This is a genomic window from Oceanipulchritudo coccoides (assembly GCF_010500615.1).
GTDB classification, from domain to species: Bacteria; Verrucomicrobiota; Verrucomicrobiia; order Opitutales; family Oceanipulchritudinaceae; genus Oceanipulchritudo; species Oceanipulchritudo coccoides.
The window spans coordinates 60,352-74,701 of the sequence record NZ_JAAGNX010000001.1; the positions used below are offsets into that span (position 1 = coordinate 60,352).

14 protein-coding genes are annotated in these 14,350 nt (G+C 55.7%); 9 read left to right on the forward strand and 5 right to left on the reverse strand.

The features are described 5' to 3' along the window. Positions 1-12 precede the first annotated feature (12 nt). Genes G0Q06_RS00310 through G0Q06_RS00345 form a run of 8 tightly spaced genes read left to right on the forward strand, consistent with a single transcriptional unit; the run spans position 13 to position 6,086 of the window. Positions 13-555, forward strand: a complete 543-nt coding sequence (locus G0Q06_RS00310) for a DUF3341 domain-containing protein (RefSeq protein WP_163961314.1) — start codon at positions 13-15, stop codon at positions 553-555. Between the two features lie 2 nt (positions 556-557). Next, positions 558-1,217 (forward strand): c-type cytochrome, encoded by a 660-nt coding sequence (locus tag G0Q06_RS00315; protein ID WP_163961316.1) that lies wholly within the window; start codon positions 558-560, stop codon positions 1,215-1,217. Further along, on the forward strand, positions 1,214-2,518 hold the full coding sequence (locus G0Q06_RS00320) for a hypothetical protein (protein ID WP_163961318.1): 1,305 nt from the start codon (positions 1,214-1,216) through the stop codon (positions 2,516-2,518). Before G0Q06_RS00315 ends, G0Q06_RS00320 begins: the two co-directional genes overlap by 4 nt. After that, the gene (locus G0Q06_RS00325) at positions 2,511-2,837 is read left to right on the forward strand and encodes a hypothetical protein (RefSeq protein ID WP_163961320.1); all 327 of its coding nucleotides are present in this window, start codon (positions 2,511-2,513) and stop codon (positions 2,835-2,837) included. Before G0Q06_RS00320 ends, G0Q06_RS00325 begins: the two co-directional genes overlap by 8 nt. Beyond that, positions 2,837-3,046, forward strand: a complete 210-nt coding sequence (locus G0Q06_RS00330; protein WP_163961321.1) for a hypothetical protein — start codon at positions 2,837-2,839, stop codon at positions 3,044-3,046. The genes G0Q06_RS00325 and G0Q06_RS00330 overlap by 1 nt, the downstream gene beginning before the upstream one ends. A gap of 21 nt (positions 3,047-3,067) precedes the next feature. Further along, positions 3,068-4,555: a cbb3-type cytochrome c oxidase subunit I gene (locus G0Q06_RS00335; RefSeq protein ID WP_163961323.1), complete on the forward strand. Its 1,488-nt coding sequence runs from the start codon at positions 3,068-3,070 to the stop codon at positions 4,553-4,555. A gap of 4 nt (positions 4,556-4,559) precedes the next feature. Continuing rightward, on the forward strand, positions 4,560-5,261 hold the full coding sequence (locus tag G0Q06_RS00340) for a cbb3-type cytochrome c oxidase subunit II (RefSeq protein ID WP_163961325.1): 702 nt from the start codon (positions 4,560-4,562) through the stop codon (positions 5,259-5,261). Positions 5,262-5,273: 12 nt separating this feature from the next. Continuing rightward, positions 5,274-6,086 carry a c-type cytochrome gene (locus G0Q06_RS00345; protein WP_163961327.1) on the forward strand — a complete coding sequence of 271 codons (813 nt, stop codon included), beginning with the start codon at positions 5,274-5,276 and terminating at the stop codon, positions 6,084-6,086. A gap of 48 nt (positions 6,087-6,134) precedes the next feature. Here G0Q06_RS00345 and G0Q06_RS00350 read toward each other — a convergent pair whose 3' ends face one another. From G0Q06_RS00350 to G0Q06_RS00365, 4 genes are all read right to left on the reverse strand, one after another. Next, a complete protein-coding gene (locus G0Q06_RS00350; RefSeq protein WP_163961329.1) occupies positions 6,135-6,809 on the reverse strand; it encodes a zinc metallopeptidase in 675 nt (224 codons plus the stop codon). Positions 6,810-6,962: 153 nt separating this feature from the next. Further along, the gene (gene pyrE / locus G0Q06_RS00355) at positions 6,963-7,718 is read right to left on the reverse strand and encodes an orotate phosphoribosyltransferase (RefSeq protein ID WP_238710175.1); all 756 of its coding nucleotides are present in this window, start codon (positions 7,716-7,718) and stop codon (positions 6,963-6,965) included. Further along, positions 7,642-9,183 carry a YifB family Mg chelatase-like AAA ATPase gene (locus tag G0Q06_RS00360; protein WP_163961333.1) on the reverse strand — a complete coding sequence of 514 codons (1,542 nt, stop codon included), beginning with the start codon at positions 9,181-9,183 and terminating at the stop codon, positions 7,642-7,644. The genes pyrE and G0Q06_RS00360 overlap by 77 nt, the downstream gene beginning before the upstream one ends. Before the next feature lie 135 nt (positions 9,184-9,318). Continuing rightward, entirely contained in the window at positions 9,319-9,606 is a 288-nt protein-coding gene (locus G0Q06_RS00365; RefSeq protein ID WP_163961335.1) for a PIN domain-containing protein, read from the reverse strand. A 257-nt stretch (positions 9,607-9,863) separates the two neighbouring features. Between G0Q06_RS00365 and G0Q06_RS00370 the strand changes: the two genes are divergently transcribed. Further along, a complete protein-coding gene (locus G0Q06_RS00370) occupies positions 9,864-11,009 on the forward strand; it encodes a formylglycine-generating enzyme family protein (RefSeq protein WP_163961337.1) in 1,146 nt (381 codons plus the stop codon). A gap of 93 nt (positions 11,010-11,102) precedes the next feature. Here G0Q06_RS00370 and G0Q06_RS00375 read toward each other — a convergent pair whose 3' ends face one another. Then, complete coding sequence (locus G0Q06_RS00375; RefSeq protein WP_163961339.1) at positions 11,103-14,039, reverse strand: sulfatase-like hydrolase/transferase; 2,937 nt, start codon at positions 14,037-14,039, stop codon at positions 11,103-11,105. Positions 14,040-14,350 lie beyond the last annotated feature (311 nt).

Here is a 14,350-nt window from a genome sequence, read left to right on the forward strand (position 1 = left end):
GAATTTTTTAACATGAGTAAACCATACGGATATATTGCTCTCTTTGAGTCAGCGCCGGCCATCTACCACGCTGCCCAGAGTGTTCGCGAGGCCGGTTACAAGCGGTGGGATGTTCTCACGCCGTTTCCGGTTCACGGACTGGACGGTGCGATGGGGCTCAAGCGCTCCAAGGTGCCGGTCTTTACCCTCTGTGGAGGCGTCATCGGGTTTATCACCGGTATGCTGACAGCCTGGTACATGGGACAGTTTGACTATCCGCTGATTGTCGGCGGCAAGCCCTTCTTCAGTCCGATCTTCCCGTTCCCGGTCGCTTACGAGCTGACCATTCTGCTGGCCGCCTTCGGCACACTCGGGGGGATGTTCATTACCAACCAATTGCCGATGCATTACCATCCGGTGATGAACTACGACAAGTTCCGCCACCTGACCGATGACAAGTTTGCCGTCTTCATTGAGGCGGAGGACGAGTTGTTCTCGGAAACGGGGACCCGTGAATTCCTTGAGAATCTTGGCCCGGCGGAAGTCGCGGCTATTTCCGACGAGGAGGAAGAATAAGGATGCGACAGTTTTTTCTCATATACTTTTTCTTGATTGTGCTCGCGCTGACCGTGCTCGGTTTTCGTGGATGCAAATCCACCAAGCCGCCGCTTGAGATCTTCCCGGACATGGACCGGCAGATGAGATTCTCCGAGCAGGGCAAGACAGGCTTCTTCAGTGACGATCGCATGGACCGGACACCAATTGCCGGAACGGTTCCCACGGTTACGGACGAGCAAGCCCCTTACGCTAATCTTGTTCCGGATAATCGCTTCCGTGAGAATGACTATCTCGCTACAGGCAAGCTGGAGGATGGGACATTTGGCGATGGCGTGCCGGTGGAAGTCAGCTATGAAGCCATGCAGGAAGGCCAGGAGATTTACAGCATCTATTGTGCGATCTGCCACGGTGATTCCGGAAACGGCAAAGGCGTTGTCGCTGCCGAACGCTACGGTTACCCGACGATCGTCAGCCTCCTGCAAACCCGTCTCATCGATTTGCCGGATGGGGATATTTTCAACACCATCACACACGGTAAAAACACGATGGGGCCATACGGGAGCAAAATCCGCGTGGAAGATCGTTGGAAGGTCTTGATGTATGTCCGGGCCCTGCAACGCGCCGCCTCGGCGACGATTGAAGACGTGCCCGCCGAAAACAGGGGAGAGCTTGGATTATGAGCACGAGCAGTGACGTTATTTCAACGCCAGTATCGGACGTCGGGATCCGCACACCGGGAAACCGGTCCATGCAATTCCTGATTGCCGGATTGGTCTTCATCGCCTTGTCGGCCATCGGCCTTTTCACCGGATCCGAAGCCGATCCCTCCCGCCCCTTTGTCGGTTGGTTAGTCGGGATTTCCTTCTGGCTGTCCATTCTGATCGGGATGCTTTTCCTCATGATGATCTGGTGGATGTTTGATTCCGGATGGTCGGTTATTATCCGGCGCCAGATGGAGCACGCCATTAGCGCATTTCCTTATCTCGGACTAATCTTCCTTCCTTTGGTTGTCCTGAGCTTTCTCTCAGCAGGATCTGGCGAAGTGCCGTGGATCTGGATGAACGGGGATGCCCTGGTACCGGGTGGTCATGGGACTGTCTCTGGAGATGTCCTGTATGTCGCGAAGTCCCCCTTCCTCGACAAGATGTTCTTCGTCGCCCGTTACTTTATTTACTTCGGCGTCTGGACGGTCCTCGCCCTGATGTTCCGCAAGTGGTCCTTCAACATGGACCGGACAGGTGATCATGCCAATGTCCACCGCTCACGCAAACTGGCCGCGGTGGGATTGTTTATCTGCGCTTTTGCAACCACCTTTGCGGCGATCGATTGGTTTAAGTCCCTCAATTACCATTGGTTTTCGACAATGTACGGCGTCTGGTTCTTTGCCGCCAGCATGCGCGCCGCGCTCTCGGCCACGGTCCTTACCATGTTCTACATGGCCAGTCGCGGAGACGGGTTGAAGAATATCATCAAGCCGACGCATTTCTACCTGATGGGCTGCCTCATGCTGGCCTTCACGATTTTCTGGGCCTACATCAGCTTTTGCCAGTACTTCCTCATCTACAACGCCAACATCCCGGAGGAAACCTTCTGGTACAACATGCGTGAGATGGGCAACGACGGTTTGAAGAACAGCTGGTGGTGGGTAAGCCTCGGGCTGGTCTTCTTCCACTTTTTTGTGCCGTTCATTTACCTGCTCTGGTACAAGAACAAATTCGGGACCAAGCTGAAGACAATCGCAGTCTGGATTCTTGTTTTCCACCTGCTCGATCTTTACTGGAACATTGTCCCACAAAAGCTGACCACGGATTCCCACGGCGGATACACCGTCCGGCAATTCGGAGTGAGCTGGGTTGACGTAACGATGTTCCTCGGGGTTGGTGCCATTGTTGTTTGGGCCTTCCTGAGGTCTGCCTCAAAGGAACGGCCCATCCCGGTCCGCGATCCGCGAATAGAAGAATCAATTAACTGCCATGAGTAACGCACCAATGGAATCCGAACCATCCGACCGCAAGGTCCTCATTTCCGCCCTTGGCTGGATTGGCGTCATTTTCTGCTTTTTCCTCGTCGTTGCAGCGGCCTACCTTCCCAACCGCGCTGTCTCCCAGGAGGAGAAAAACGCGGAGATCCGCTACGAGATCCGCAACGAGGTCCGTGGCGAGCAGGCGCGGCTTGTGGGGTCTTATGAATGGGTCAATCAAGGTGAAGGTGTTGTCCGTATACCTGTTGACCGTGCCATGAAACTGGCCGTCGAGGAGCTCCGCAGCGAGCAGCAGGCGTCCGGGGAACCCGCGCTCTAATGGACTGGAGCCAATACATTCTCATTGGCTTTGGGTTTGCCTGCTTGTTTTTTCTGGCGGCTGCTTTGGCCCTGTACTGGGCCCACAAAAACGGGCAGTTGTCCAACCTTGAGAAGGGATCCACTTCGATCTTTGACGAGGATGAACCAGTGGGTGAAGTCACCGACAAGTTCCCCCGCAAGAAATCTCGCAAAGTGGCGAAGTCGTAACGTTAATAGTCATTCATACAGATGAGTAGCCCATCCATAATTCAATCAATCGCACCGACGGGTGATGCGAATCTCGAACTCAAGGTCCGCCTTGGCGAGGTCGACGACTCGATGCGCCAGCCAGCCATGCTCTTTCTGATCTCGGCTGTCCTCTGGCTCTTGGCTGGCACCTTCCTGGCGATCATCGCCGCCATCAAGGCAACGAACCCTGAGTTTCTTGGTGCGACTGAGTGGCTGACCTTTGGCCGGGTGCGCACGGCGCATTTGAACGCCATGATCTATGGATGGGGAAATAATGTCATCTTTGCGGTGGCGCCCTGGATCATGGGCCGTCTCTCGCGGGCGCGCATTCGCCATACCAACATCCTGCTTGTCGCCGGGGTCTTCTGGAATATTGCCATCACTATCGGGATTATCGGAATTTTGAAGGGTGACATGATCGCCGTTGAGTGGTTAGAGATGCCGGCCTACATTACTCCGTTGGTTGCGATTTCCTACGCACTGGTCGGCGTCTGGGTGATCATTGCCTTTCGCTGGCGCCAGTCTGAACACGTCTATGTTTCCCAGTGGTATTTGCTGGCGGCTTTCTTCTGGCTGCCATGGCTTTACATTGTGGCTCAGGTGATGCTCGTCTTTGAACCGGCGACCGGAGTTGTGCAGTCACTGACTAATTGGTGGTTTGCCCACAATGTCCTTGGCCTCTGGTTGACACCGTGTGCCCTTGCGGCGGCGTATTACCTGATTCCAAAAGTATTGGGCCGGCCGATACACAGTTATTATCTTTCGGTGGTCGGTTTCTGGGCCCTTGCCCTTTTCTATAATTGGGCTGGCGTCCACCACTTGATCGGCGGTCCGGTCCCGGCATGGGTCATTTCCGCCGGAACCGTGGCCAGTGTCATGATGGTGATTCCCGTGATTGTGGTGGCTGTAAATCATCACCTCACGGTTGTTGGTCTGCATAAGCAGGGATGGGCCAGTCCGACAATCCGCTTTGTCGTTTTCGGGGCGATCAACTACACCGTGGTCTCCCTCTTTGGAAGTATGATGGCCCTGCGCCATGTCAATGAGACAACGCACTTCACACATTTCACGGTGGGCCACGCCCACCACGGGGTCTACGCCTTCTTTACGATGATCATGTTCGGCGCGGTCTATTACATGATGCCGCGCCTGCTCGACCGTGAATGGCCCAACGCTTTTCTCATCAAGGCCCACTGGTGGATGTGCGCCATGGGAATTGTCTTGATGGTGGTTGCCCTCCAAGTGGGTGGGTGGCTCCAAGGGATGCAGATGAATGCTCTCACTGAAGATGGAACACCTGTCTACACCTTCCTGGAGGTTGTTGAAAACACCAAGCCGTGGTTGTGGGCGCGTTCGCTTTCCGGACTATTGTTACTCGTCGGGCACCTTGCCTTCGCCGTCAACGTGTTCTGGATGGTTTTCAGCCCGAAGACCCAGGACCGTGTAACCGAGCCAACCCTTCTGGCCCCAACGACTGAACAAGCCTGAAGCCATGAAAAGCCTACCACTTATTTTTCTCGGCGTATTCTTCACCCTCGCGTTTTCGTGGACGGGAATTGTATTGACGACGCACATACAAATGAAGGACCTCACACCAGCCACTTCAGAGCTGGTGAATGACAAGGGCGAGCCGATTGGCGGTCCGACCTACAAGGCTGACGGACAAATTTTCATGGGCGAAAACACGCCGGGCATGACCGCTTATCCGCAGGCGCTTGTCGGTGAAGCCCAACGCGGCAAGCTGGTCTACCAGGAAATGGGATGCCTTTATTGCCACTCCCAGCAAGTGCGCCGCGAAGGTTTTGGATCCGACTTTGAACGTGGATGGGGCAACCGGCAATCGGTGGCCCGCGATTACATCGAGTCCGAACGGATCATGCTCGGCACCATGCGTACTGGCCCGGATCTGGCTAATGTGGGGCTGCGCTACTCCGAATTGTGGCAGTATCAGCATTTGTATAACCCGCAGATCACATCGCCCGGATCGACTATGCCACCGTTTCCTTTTCTCTTCGAGGTTCAACCGGTCAGTGAGACCCGCGGCCCCTCGCCTGATGCGATTGAACTGCCGGATGATTATCATCCCGGAGAAGGGTTGGAGCTTATCCCGACACAGCGTGCCCGCGATCTTGTCGCCTACATGATGAGCCTCCAGCAGGATTACGAACTGCCGGAAATGAAATTCACCCAATAGAGCTGTCCTGTCATGAGTGATTCGCAAAAAGACAAGTTTCCGCCTGATGGCAAATCACGGCCCACTTTTGAAGGGACCCGGTTTGATGATAGCGACCTGCAGAAGGTCCATACCCAACTGATTCGCGAGAAGGAAGAGCCAACCGAAAACTTTTCCCCGATGCCGCTCTTTCTCGTCGCGGTATTCATGGTTCTGGCTTTCTGGGCAGGGGTCTACATCGTTCATTATTCCGGAGACTTTGGTCCATTCCATTACGATGAGACCGTCAAGGCTGGCGCAGGTGAGGATACCGGGCCACGCGAAGTCGATATGATGGCCTTAGGCAAACGCATTTATAATCAAAACTGTGTGGCCTGTCACCAGTCCTCCGGACTCGGCCTGCCGGGTGTCTATCCTCCCTTGGTTGCTTCCGAGTGGGTCAGTGACAATCCGCAACGGCTTGTGAAAGTGATCCTTGCTGGTCTGGCCGGTCCAGTCGTTGTCAAAGGCAACGAGTACAATAACGCCATGACCGCATTTGGACGCCTCAGCGATCAACAGATTGCCGCAGTCCTCACCTACATCCGTACCGATCCCGATTACCAGAATAATTCCTACGAGGTTTCCGAGGAGCTGGTGGCTGAGGTGCGCACCGCCTACGGCGCCCGAACGGAGCCATGGTCACAGGCTGAGCTTGAAGCAATCCACGGCCCGGCGGTCGGAGGTTGGGCCCCTGCAGTCGTTCCCGTTGTGGAAGAGGTCATTGAAGAGGTGACCGAGGCAGTGGAAGAGATCCTGGAAGACCAGCCAGCCGAGGGGCAATTGCCCGCTCCGACTGGAATTTAATCATCCAACTGACACGGTTTCACCCGGCGTCAACTTCCGGGACTACGATCAGTCGCGGCTGAGAGCGAACAGGTAGAGCAAATTGGCGAGCGAGGAGACGAATGCTGCCACGTAGGTCAGCGCCGCTGCATCAAGGGTCTTGTTCACCCCGACCATTTCATCGTTTTGCAGAATTCCTGTCGCGACCAGCTCAACCTTGGCCCGGCGACTGGCGTCAAACTCAACCGGCAGGGTGACCAATTGGAAAACCGTCAGGACAAGATAGACGAGGACGCCCAACTTGATGAGTCCGAGCATGCCAAAGAAAAACCCACCGATAATGACAAAAGGGAGCAGTTTTGAAGCAAACATGGTGATCGGCACCAAGCTCATGCGAAATTTCAGCATGGAATAGCCAGTCGCGTGCTGGATTGCGTGACCGGCTTCGTGGGCCGCCACACCAAGAGCTGCCAAACTTGATCCGCGGTAATTCTCCTCACTCAGGACGAGTCGCTTGTGGGTCGGATCGTAATGGTCGGTCAGGTGACCACGCGTTGAGGTGATCTCGACATCGGTGACACCCGCTTTCTGCATAACGTAGGCCGCTGCCTCACGTCCGGTGATCCGGCTGCGTGAGCCGACACGGGACCATTTCTTGTAGGCGCCCTGGACTTTCGCCTGGGCAAACATGCCGAGGATGGCCGTCGGGATGATCAGGAAGAGGAATAATTGCATGCTGCTCATATTGGTAAGAGTATTTTAATTCAGGTGAATTCGCAAAATTGTGTTAGAGAGAAGAATCTATCGGAATTAACCACAGATTGCACGGATTTCAAGAATCCGGGTGCTCTTTCTGTGAATCCCAAAGATCCGTGTAATCCGTCGTTCAGCTTCGCCTCACGAGCCGGGCTTCACCGCCGGGATGTTGCGCAGTTCCGGCGGGACTTTTTCGGCCTCGTAGGTTGGAAAATTCATTTCAAGCAGCGAGACCAGAGGGGCCGGGAATTTAACTTTTCTTTCGGAGCGATCAACGAGCACCGCGATGGCCTCAACAACTCCCCCGCGTGAATCTATCAGGTCGAGAGTCTCATGGACGCGGCCCCCACGGGTGATGACATCCTCGACCAGCAGGACACGCTCGCCCGACTTGATCTGGAAATTGCGACGCAGCGCCAGGCGGTCGTCGATCTTCTCGGCAAAAATAAAGCGTTTTCCAAGCTGGCGGGCAACTTCCTGTCCGATCACGAGACCGCCCATCGCCGGAGCAATCACCGTCTTCACTTCGCTCATGTCGGGGAGCTTCTCGATCAACAACTCTGCCAGCCGCGTGACCTGATCCAGATGCTCGCAGACCCGGGCGCATTGAAAAAAGTGTCCCGAGCGGAGCCCGGACCGAAGGATGAAGTGCCCCTCGAGAAGAGCGCCCGTCTTTTTAAAGATGTCCAGAATTTCCGACTGCATGTTCAGGTATCGTGGAGAGGAGCCGGAGTGGTTCAAGCGGAATCGATTGATGCGCGGCTGGAGGGTCCTCCAGATCGTGTGCTTTGGAATGCGGTGACCTGCGAAGCATTCCCAGTCAATAGTGGCTCCGGTCCAGCGTCCGGTAATTGATCGCCTCCATGAGATGGGCCGACCGGATGTCTGCGCTGTCATCGAGATCCGCAACTGTCCGGGCAACTTTCAGTATCCGGTCGTATGCGCGTGCGGAAAGATGGAGCTTTTTCATGGCCTGCTGGAGGCGGTCGCCCAGCTCCGAATCCAACCGGCAATGGCTCCGAATCTCCCGGTGGGCCATGCGGGCATTCAGCATCGGGATGTTGGGCCGATTGTTCCTGAAGCGGATTGATTGACGCCTGCGTGCCGTCGCCACGCGCTCCCGCATCGAATTCGAACTTTCTCCCGGTTCCTTTTGTCGCAACTCCTCTATCGAAAGGGCGGGCGCCTCGACATGAATATCGATCCGGTCAAGAAGCGGTCCACTGATGCGTGAACGATAGCGCTGGACTTGAAGGGGCGAACATTGGCAGGTCTGCCTGGGATCGCTGAGATAGCCACACGGACACGGGTTCATGGCCGAGACGAGCATGAAAGAGGAGGGCAGGGTGATCCGCCCGGCGCTCCGGGAAATGGTCACCTCACCATCCTCAAGCGGCTGGCGCAGCACCTCCAGCGCGCCGCGTTTGAATTCCGGCAATTCATCCAGAAACAAGACTCCGTGATGGGCCAATGATATTTCCCCTGGTCCCGGAATCGCACCGCCTCCAATCAGGCCGACGTCGGAGATCGTGTGGTGGGGACTGCGAAACGGCCGGGCCGCGGACAGCGATTCCCCGCTAAGGGTCTTTCCCGAGGCCGAATAAATTCGAAGAATATCCAGGTATTCGGATTCCTGCAGCGGCGGCAGGATCGTCGGGATACGTTTGGAAATCATGGACTTGCCGGATCCAGGTGGGCCGAGCATGAGGAGGTTGTGCCCACCGGCCGCCGCGACTTCCACTGCCCGCCTGACCGTGTACTGGCCCTTCACATCGGAAAAATCCAGTCCATTGAAATTGCTTGTACAGTCAGTCGAGGTGAAACGGTTGATCACCGGTTCGAGCTTTTGCCGGCCTTCAAGGAATGCACAGGCCGCATCCATGCTCTCTACTTCGTAGACCGTGATGTCAGTCAGCAGAGCTGCCTCCATCGCCGTCTTGGGCGGCAAGAGCAGGCCTGTCTTTCCATCCTGCAAAGCACACACTGCCAGAGCCAGCCCGCCTTTCACTGGACGCAGCTCTCCTGAAAGGCTCAGCTCACCAGCGACCAGATAATCCTCGAGTGCCTGTGGCTGGATCTGCCCGGTTGCATGGAGGACACCGATTGCCATCGGTAAATCATACAACGCCCCCTCCTTCCTTAAATGTCCCGGTGCCAAGTTGATGGTCGTCCGCTTGATCGGCAGGGTGTAGCGCGAATTGGCAATCGCCGCCCAGACCCGGTCCTTGCTCTCCTTCACCGCCGTGGTAGCCATTCCCACGACCACCGGGGTCGGCTCACCGCACTCCCCGGTATTGACCTCCACGGCAATGGGCCAGGCCTCAATGCCCATAAGGGCCCCGGAATGAACGGTGGATAGCATGACCGTAAGCTTTGCCGTGGGCAGGCTGATCGTACCAGCCGCCAATTCGCCTGAAATCAATCGGTAGCGATAATTGGATACAGGTAGTGAACCTAAAGGAGTTGGGCTGATTCGCGAAGGGATCTGATCCGTCCCTCAGGCCCCGTCCTGCAGAAACATCCGGAACGCGCGGCGCTTGGCAAAGCGGTAAGTACGAAATCCACGTACATCCAAGGTAAGGATATCAGGGAGCTTGAGAATGGTAGCCGCAAGGACGAGGGTCGCGTCAGCAAAATCCATCGGCGTGTCAGAATAAGTGCGCATCAGCCGGGAGCAGGTTTCCATGGCGGGCGGGGCAAATACGTCCACACACTCGACGCATGGGGTGTTCAGAAAGGTGGCCAGTTGCTTCGGGCCATCTTTGAGGTCCTGAACAAAGAACATGCATTCGGTGATGACTGCTCCTGCAGCGTGCTGGCCTGCAGGTCCTTCTCAATGATGTGCCAACCCATGCGGATTCACTCGATTTCATCGCCTTGGCTCGCCTGCGTAGCGCCTCCCGCTGGCTTTCCGGGCCTGTAGGCCCAACTGCCAACCGGTATTTCACTTGACCCGGGAGAATTGAATGAGCAAGCTGAGACTGCTGGGTTACTAATAGGTGCTATTAGAACAGCTATCGTTCATCTTCAACCCGTCTAAATATGAAATCCGTTTCCAACGCGTTTTTCCTGCTTCCTTTATTCCTGTTGGGTGTGCCTTTCCTTGCCGCCAACGTGGTCGTTGAGACCGTCTTTGTCGGGGGCGCTAACAACCCACCCAATCCGGATGATGGAGATCTTGAGTCGGCGCGGCGCGGAGCAGTCCCGTACGATTACTACATTGGAAAGTATGAGGTGACCAATGCCCAGTATGCCGAATTCCTCAATGCGGCCGCAACGGTCCGGGCCACCGCCTGGTTACATTCCTTCAATATGGAATTTGATCCGCGTGGGGGCATCATCAGCAACGAGGCCGACGGGGTCTATTCCTACGAAATCAAAGAGGGGATGGCCAACAAGCCAGTGACCTTTGTGTCGCTTTTTCAGGCTATGGCATTTTGCAACTGGTTGACCAATGGCCAGGGAGCCGGCGACATCAACTCCGGTACCTACCAGTTGACAAAGCCATCGGGGGTCATTGATGCAACAGTTGTCCGCGACGCGGTTGCCTTTGCGAATGGCGGGGTAGCGGTCGCCAGTGAGAACGAGTGGTATAAGGCGGCTTACTACGAGCCGGGTCCGGAGGGTCCTGCAAGCGACTACTGGAAGTACCCGACCCGCAGTAATCTTGAGCCGGCATGGGTCCAGCCCAACAGTGACAGCTCCAACAGCGCCAACATGAATGGGGTGGTGAAGTCGGGAAATCTCAATGGTTTCCCCACTGATGTCGGTGCCTACACCCTCGCGATTTCGCCTTCCGGTGCTTTTGATATGGCAGGAAACGCTGACGAGTGGAACGATACCATTCCCGAAGGCGGCTTTGATGAAAGGGTTCTCGCTTCGGGTGGGTCCTTTTTTGACAATCCTGTATTTACGGGAGCGACTTCAACAAAGTCCGTTGTTTCCAGTGGAGGCGGCCAGTTTTCCCAGCGCGGATTCCGTGTCACCAGCACGCAGCCTATCGACGGATCCGTGTCCAGCTGGCGTGGCTGGACGATTGTCGACGGGTACGCCGATACCGGTTCCTGGCTGGGTTGGCTCTGGATTGGCAACGATCCTTGGCTCTGGTCGCCCAGGCTTGGAGGCTGGCTCTACAGCCCGGCCGATGGGGTTTCCGAAACTGGTGGCTGGGTTTACGTGCCGCGTTAGCTACCCCAAGTTCGAGCAGCAGGCGTAATCCAGCCCATCTAATCGAGTTGTGCGGGCTTTAAGGCAGCGACAACTTGCCTCTCCCCTAATGCACTATTCTGCAGTGACCACACGCGCAAAGAAGCGTTTCGTGCCATCGGGATAATCTGCCTGCAGGCTAATGGGGCCGTCGCTTTCAAGCCACTCAATACTGTCACTGTAGAACCACTCGCCATTTGCCATGGTGGAGGATCCCTGCAGCAGGTAGCGGCGTCCGGCAATGCCGTCCACGGAGACTGTCAAACTCCCTGGAGCAACTTGGAGAAGGGGTTTCAAGAAAGATGAGGGATCGGTCGGGTTGGTGCCGAAAAGATACTCATCATAATCGGAATTTGCATCACCATCCTGGTTTTCATTTGGTGCGCCGGCTGTGGTTGTTAGGTTACCGAACTTAGCCACTTCCCATGAATCCGGCAGCATGTCACGGTCGACATTCTCCGGATCAAACCCGCCTTGTACAAGCAGAGGTACCTGATACGCGGACGTGTTTCCATCCGATTCAATCTGCAGGGTGATGAGGTTGAACTTGGAATCCCCCGCGGCGGGTGTTCCAGTCAGTTCACCGGTCGTTGGATGAATGCTCAACCAGCCGGGTTTACCGTCAATAATGCTCCAGACGGGAGGGGATGCCCCGGAGGGCAAACTACAGGTCAGGGGCATGGTGTATGGGGTTCCTGCAACGGCATCCTCAAGGTCATAGCTGGTGATGGCAAGCAACTCGCCGTCGGCGTTCCAATGAGGATACGGCATGGCTGCTTCCAGATCGGCGTACTCTGCCTGGAGCTCTGCCAGCTTGGACGGGTTGGAAACAGCCTGGTTTCCGCTGTATTCACCCGAGCCAGCCGAATGGTCGAAGAGGTACTCATCTCCAGTGTTGCGATTCTTGTAATACTTCCAATCTCCTGACCGAATCGCAATTTGCAGGGTGGTGCCCCTGCGCCAGAAAAGCTGGCGGTCGCCGAGTGTGGAAACCCTTCCGCGCAGCAGGGGCATCAGGTTGGCTCCGTCGGTCCGGATATCCATGATCTGGTCCGCGGAGCTGATGGCTGCAAATGTTGGCAGCATATCGATGGCGCTGACCGGGACATCGTAACCGATGACCTGGCCGGAGGGAATGGTTCCCGGCCATTGGATGGCAAAGGGTACCCGGATGCCACCCTCCCAGAGGCTCCCCTTGGTTCCGCGAAGGGTCCGGTTGAGGGACCAGTTGGAGCCCTTCCCGGGGCCGCCGTTGTCGCTGTGAAAAACGACCAGGGTCTTGTCGGCAATGCCCAGCTCGCCGAGGCGGTGCATCAGGCGCCCAATGTTGTCGTCCATGGAAAGAACCATGGCCCCGTAGATCCGCCGCAATTCATCATTGTTGGCCGTTGATCCCGTTTGGACAATCCCGTCCATTCTCAGGATATTGGTGGGAATGCTTCTGCTGTAGTTGCCTCCGAACAGGCCGGCAAGCGGCACGCGAAGGACATCCTCTTCCCTGGCATCCATCGGGCCATGCGGTGCCGTGTAGGACATGTACAGAAACCACGGCTGATCCGGATTGCTGGTTGCCTCATCGGTAATGTAAGTGAGGGCCTGATCGGTGAAGAAATCCGTGAGGTACATGTCCGATGGTTCGGCAACGACCGTGTAGTTGTTCTTGAGCACTTTCTCATCGGAAAGCCCTGTTGTCTTCACATAGTTACGGCTGCCACCGATGATGCCGAAAAACTCGTCGAAACCACGCACATTGGGATGGAACAAGGTCTCATTCTCCCCAAGGTGCCACTTGCCGACACAAAATGTGCGGTAGCCGACGGCCTTCAGCACACTAGCAATCGTGTCCTGGTTTGCGTCGAGGCCAATGGTGGATCCCGCTCCGCCGGCGATCGTGGTACTGAAGTTGCTCTCGTAGCCAAAGCGGCTGCCGTAGCGGCCAGTCATCAGGCCAGCCCGTGACGGGGCACAGACGGAATTACTCACAAAGCCCGCAGTAAACAGAACCCCGCTGTCGAATATTGAATCGATATTCGGGGTTTCAAATTCCAGATCCGGGTGGTTGTGAGCACTCACATCCATGTACCCGAGGTCATCCGCCAGAATGTAGAGGATGTTGGGACGAACAGTGGGTTGGGGCGCCTCCACGACATACAGGCTCAGCGTTGCCGTGTCTGTCCCGCCTGCACTGGTCACTTGCACTGAAAAGGTGTTTTCGCCGATATCACCAGCTGTCGGCGTGCCGGATAGGCTGCCGTCGGCATCCACTATCAGCCACGATGGGTTTGAAAGCTTTGTGTAGGTCAGCGCTTCGCCGTTTTCGTGGTAGGCCGTGAAGGCAATGGAGTTGGCATAATCCTCGCCGACAAATGCGCTGGCCCGGTAGATGGTGTCCATCGCAAAAACCGGTGCGATGGGAACGGCAATTCCGTCCGTTTCGAGGATCAGGTTGTCCACAATCGCCCGCTGGGTGAAGCCTGCGGATGCTGGCATATCCATTACGAGGACGATTTCACCCGTTCCATCGAAAGTGAATGTGATTTCCTTTCCGGGCCCGGCATCTGCCTGTACATAGGTCTGCGAGGTCAACGGGCTGATGCTCCCCTCGTGGACCAGCGGAGCGCTGTTCCCGCTTAACAAGTCCAGTTTATATGTGTTGGCCGCTCCACCGTCCGAGGTTCCATCAAAGAGACTCACCTGGAATGTACAATTGGCATACATCGACACGATATCGAAGCTCAAGCGGTAATTCCCGGAATCCATCCCTGTAAGCGCTATGGCCACGCCGCGGTTGTTGCCCGAGGATTGGGTATCCACCCGCAATTGCCCGGAATTGATGCTGGCCGGGCCGCCCGATTGCCAGAAATCGTATTCGGCGCTTGTTATCGGCACTGGATTAGCCACCGGATCATTCAGTACTGCCGCGCTGAAGTCTTCGCTCCAGACGGTGCTCCACTGGGCATGCACGGTGGTGTTCAGCAGGAACAAGGCGGTTAAATAATAAAGGTTTCTCATTTTGGAGGGGGGAGGTAATCCGTCTAAATCCGGGTATTTAAGGAAATCTGGGAGTTCAGTTGCTATTTTGCCAGATGTTCCGCCCTTTTCGTCCGGTAATGTTGTTCCATTAGAATGGGATTCCGTCTCATTCCGCTTATTCTGGTGATGTTTTTCAGCAAATTTAATTAATACTAGTATCTACACTAATATTAAAGCATTGACCCTACTTTTGTTTGAGGAATATCCTGACCTTCACTCGACAGGCATATTAATTTGCTTGTCCGGTTTCCTGGCTTATTAACCGATCAGAAAAGTCTAACGAATTCAGT

What these genes read in the sequence shown, in the direction of transcription:
- G0Q06_RS00310 (WP_163961314.1), top strand. Translation starts at nt 13, where the DNA reads ATGAGTAAACCATACGGATATATTGCTCTCTTTGAGTCAGCGCCGGCC.
- G0Q06_RS00315 (WP_163961316.1), top strand. Translation starts at nt 558, where the DNA reads ATGCGACAGTTTTTTCTCATATACTTTTTCTTGATTGTGCTCGCGCTG.
- G0Q06_RS00320 (WP_163961318.1), top strand. Translation starts at nt 1,214, where the DNA reads ATGAGCACGAGCAGTGACGTTATTTCAACGCCAGTATCGGACGTCGGG.
- G0Q06_RS00325 (WP_163961320.1), top strand. Translation starts at nt 2,511, where the DNA reads ATGAGTAACGCACCAATGGAATCCGAACCATCCGACCGCAAGGTCCTC.
- G0Q06_RS00330 (WP_163961321.1), top strand. Translation starts at nt 2,837, where the DNA reads ATGGACTGGAGCCAATACATTCTCATTGGCTTTGGGTTTGCCTGCTTG.
- G0Q06_RS00335 (WP_163961323.1), top strand. Translation starts at nt 3,068, where the DNA reads ATGAGTAGCCCATCCATAATTCAATCAATCGCACCGACGGGTGATGCG.
- G0Q06_RS00340 (WP_163961325.1), top strand. Translation starts at nt 4,560, where the DNA reads ATGAAAAGCCTACCACTTATTTTTCTCGGCGTATTCTTCACCCTCGCG.
- G0Q06_RS00345 (WP_163961327.1), top strand. Translation starts at nt 5,274, where the DNA reads ATGAGTGATTCGCAAAAAGACAAGTTTCCGCCTGATGGCAAATCACGG.
- G0Q06_RS00350 (WP_163961329.1), bottom strand. Translation starts at nt 6,809, where the DNA reads ATGAGCAGCATGCAATTATTCCTCTTCCTGATCATCCCGACGGCCATC.
- pyrE (WP_238710175.1), bottom strand. Translation starts at nt 7,718, where the DNA reads ATGACAGCGCAGACATCCGGTCGGCCCATCTCATGGAGGCGATCAATT.
- G0Q06_RS00360 (WP_163961333.1), bottom strand. Translation starts at nt 9,183, where the DNA reads ATGCTATCCACCGTTCATTCCGGGGCCCTTATGGGCATTGAGGCCTGG.
- G0Q06_RS00365 (WP_163961335.1), bottom strand. Translation starts at nt 9,606, where the DNA reads ATGTTCTTTGTTCAGGACCTCAAAGATGGCCCGAAGCAACTGGCCACC.
- G0Q06_RS00370 (WP_163961337.1), top strand. Translation starts at nt 9,864, where the DNA reads ATGAAATCCGTTTCCAACGCGTTTTTCCTGCTTCCTTTATTCCTGTTG.
- G0Q06_RS00375 (WP_163961339.1), bottom strand. Translation starts at nt 14,039, where the DNA reads ATGAGAAACCTTTATTATTTAACCGCCTTGTTCCTGCTGAACACCACC.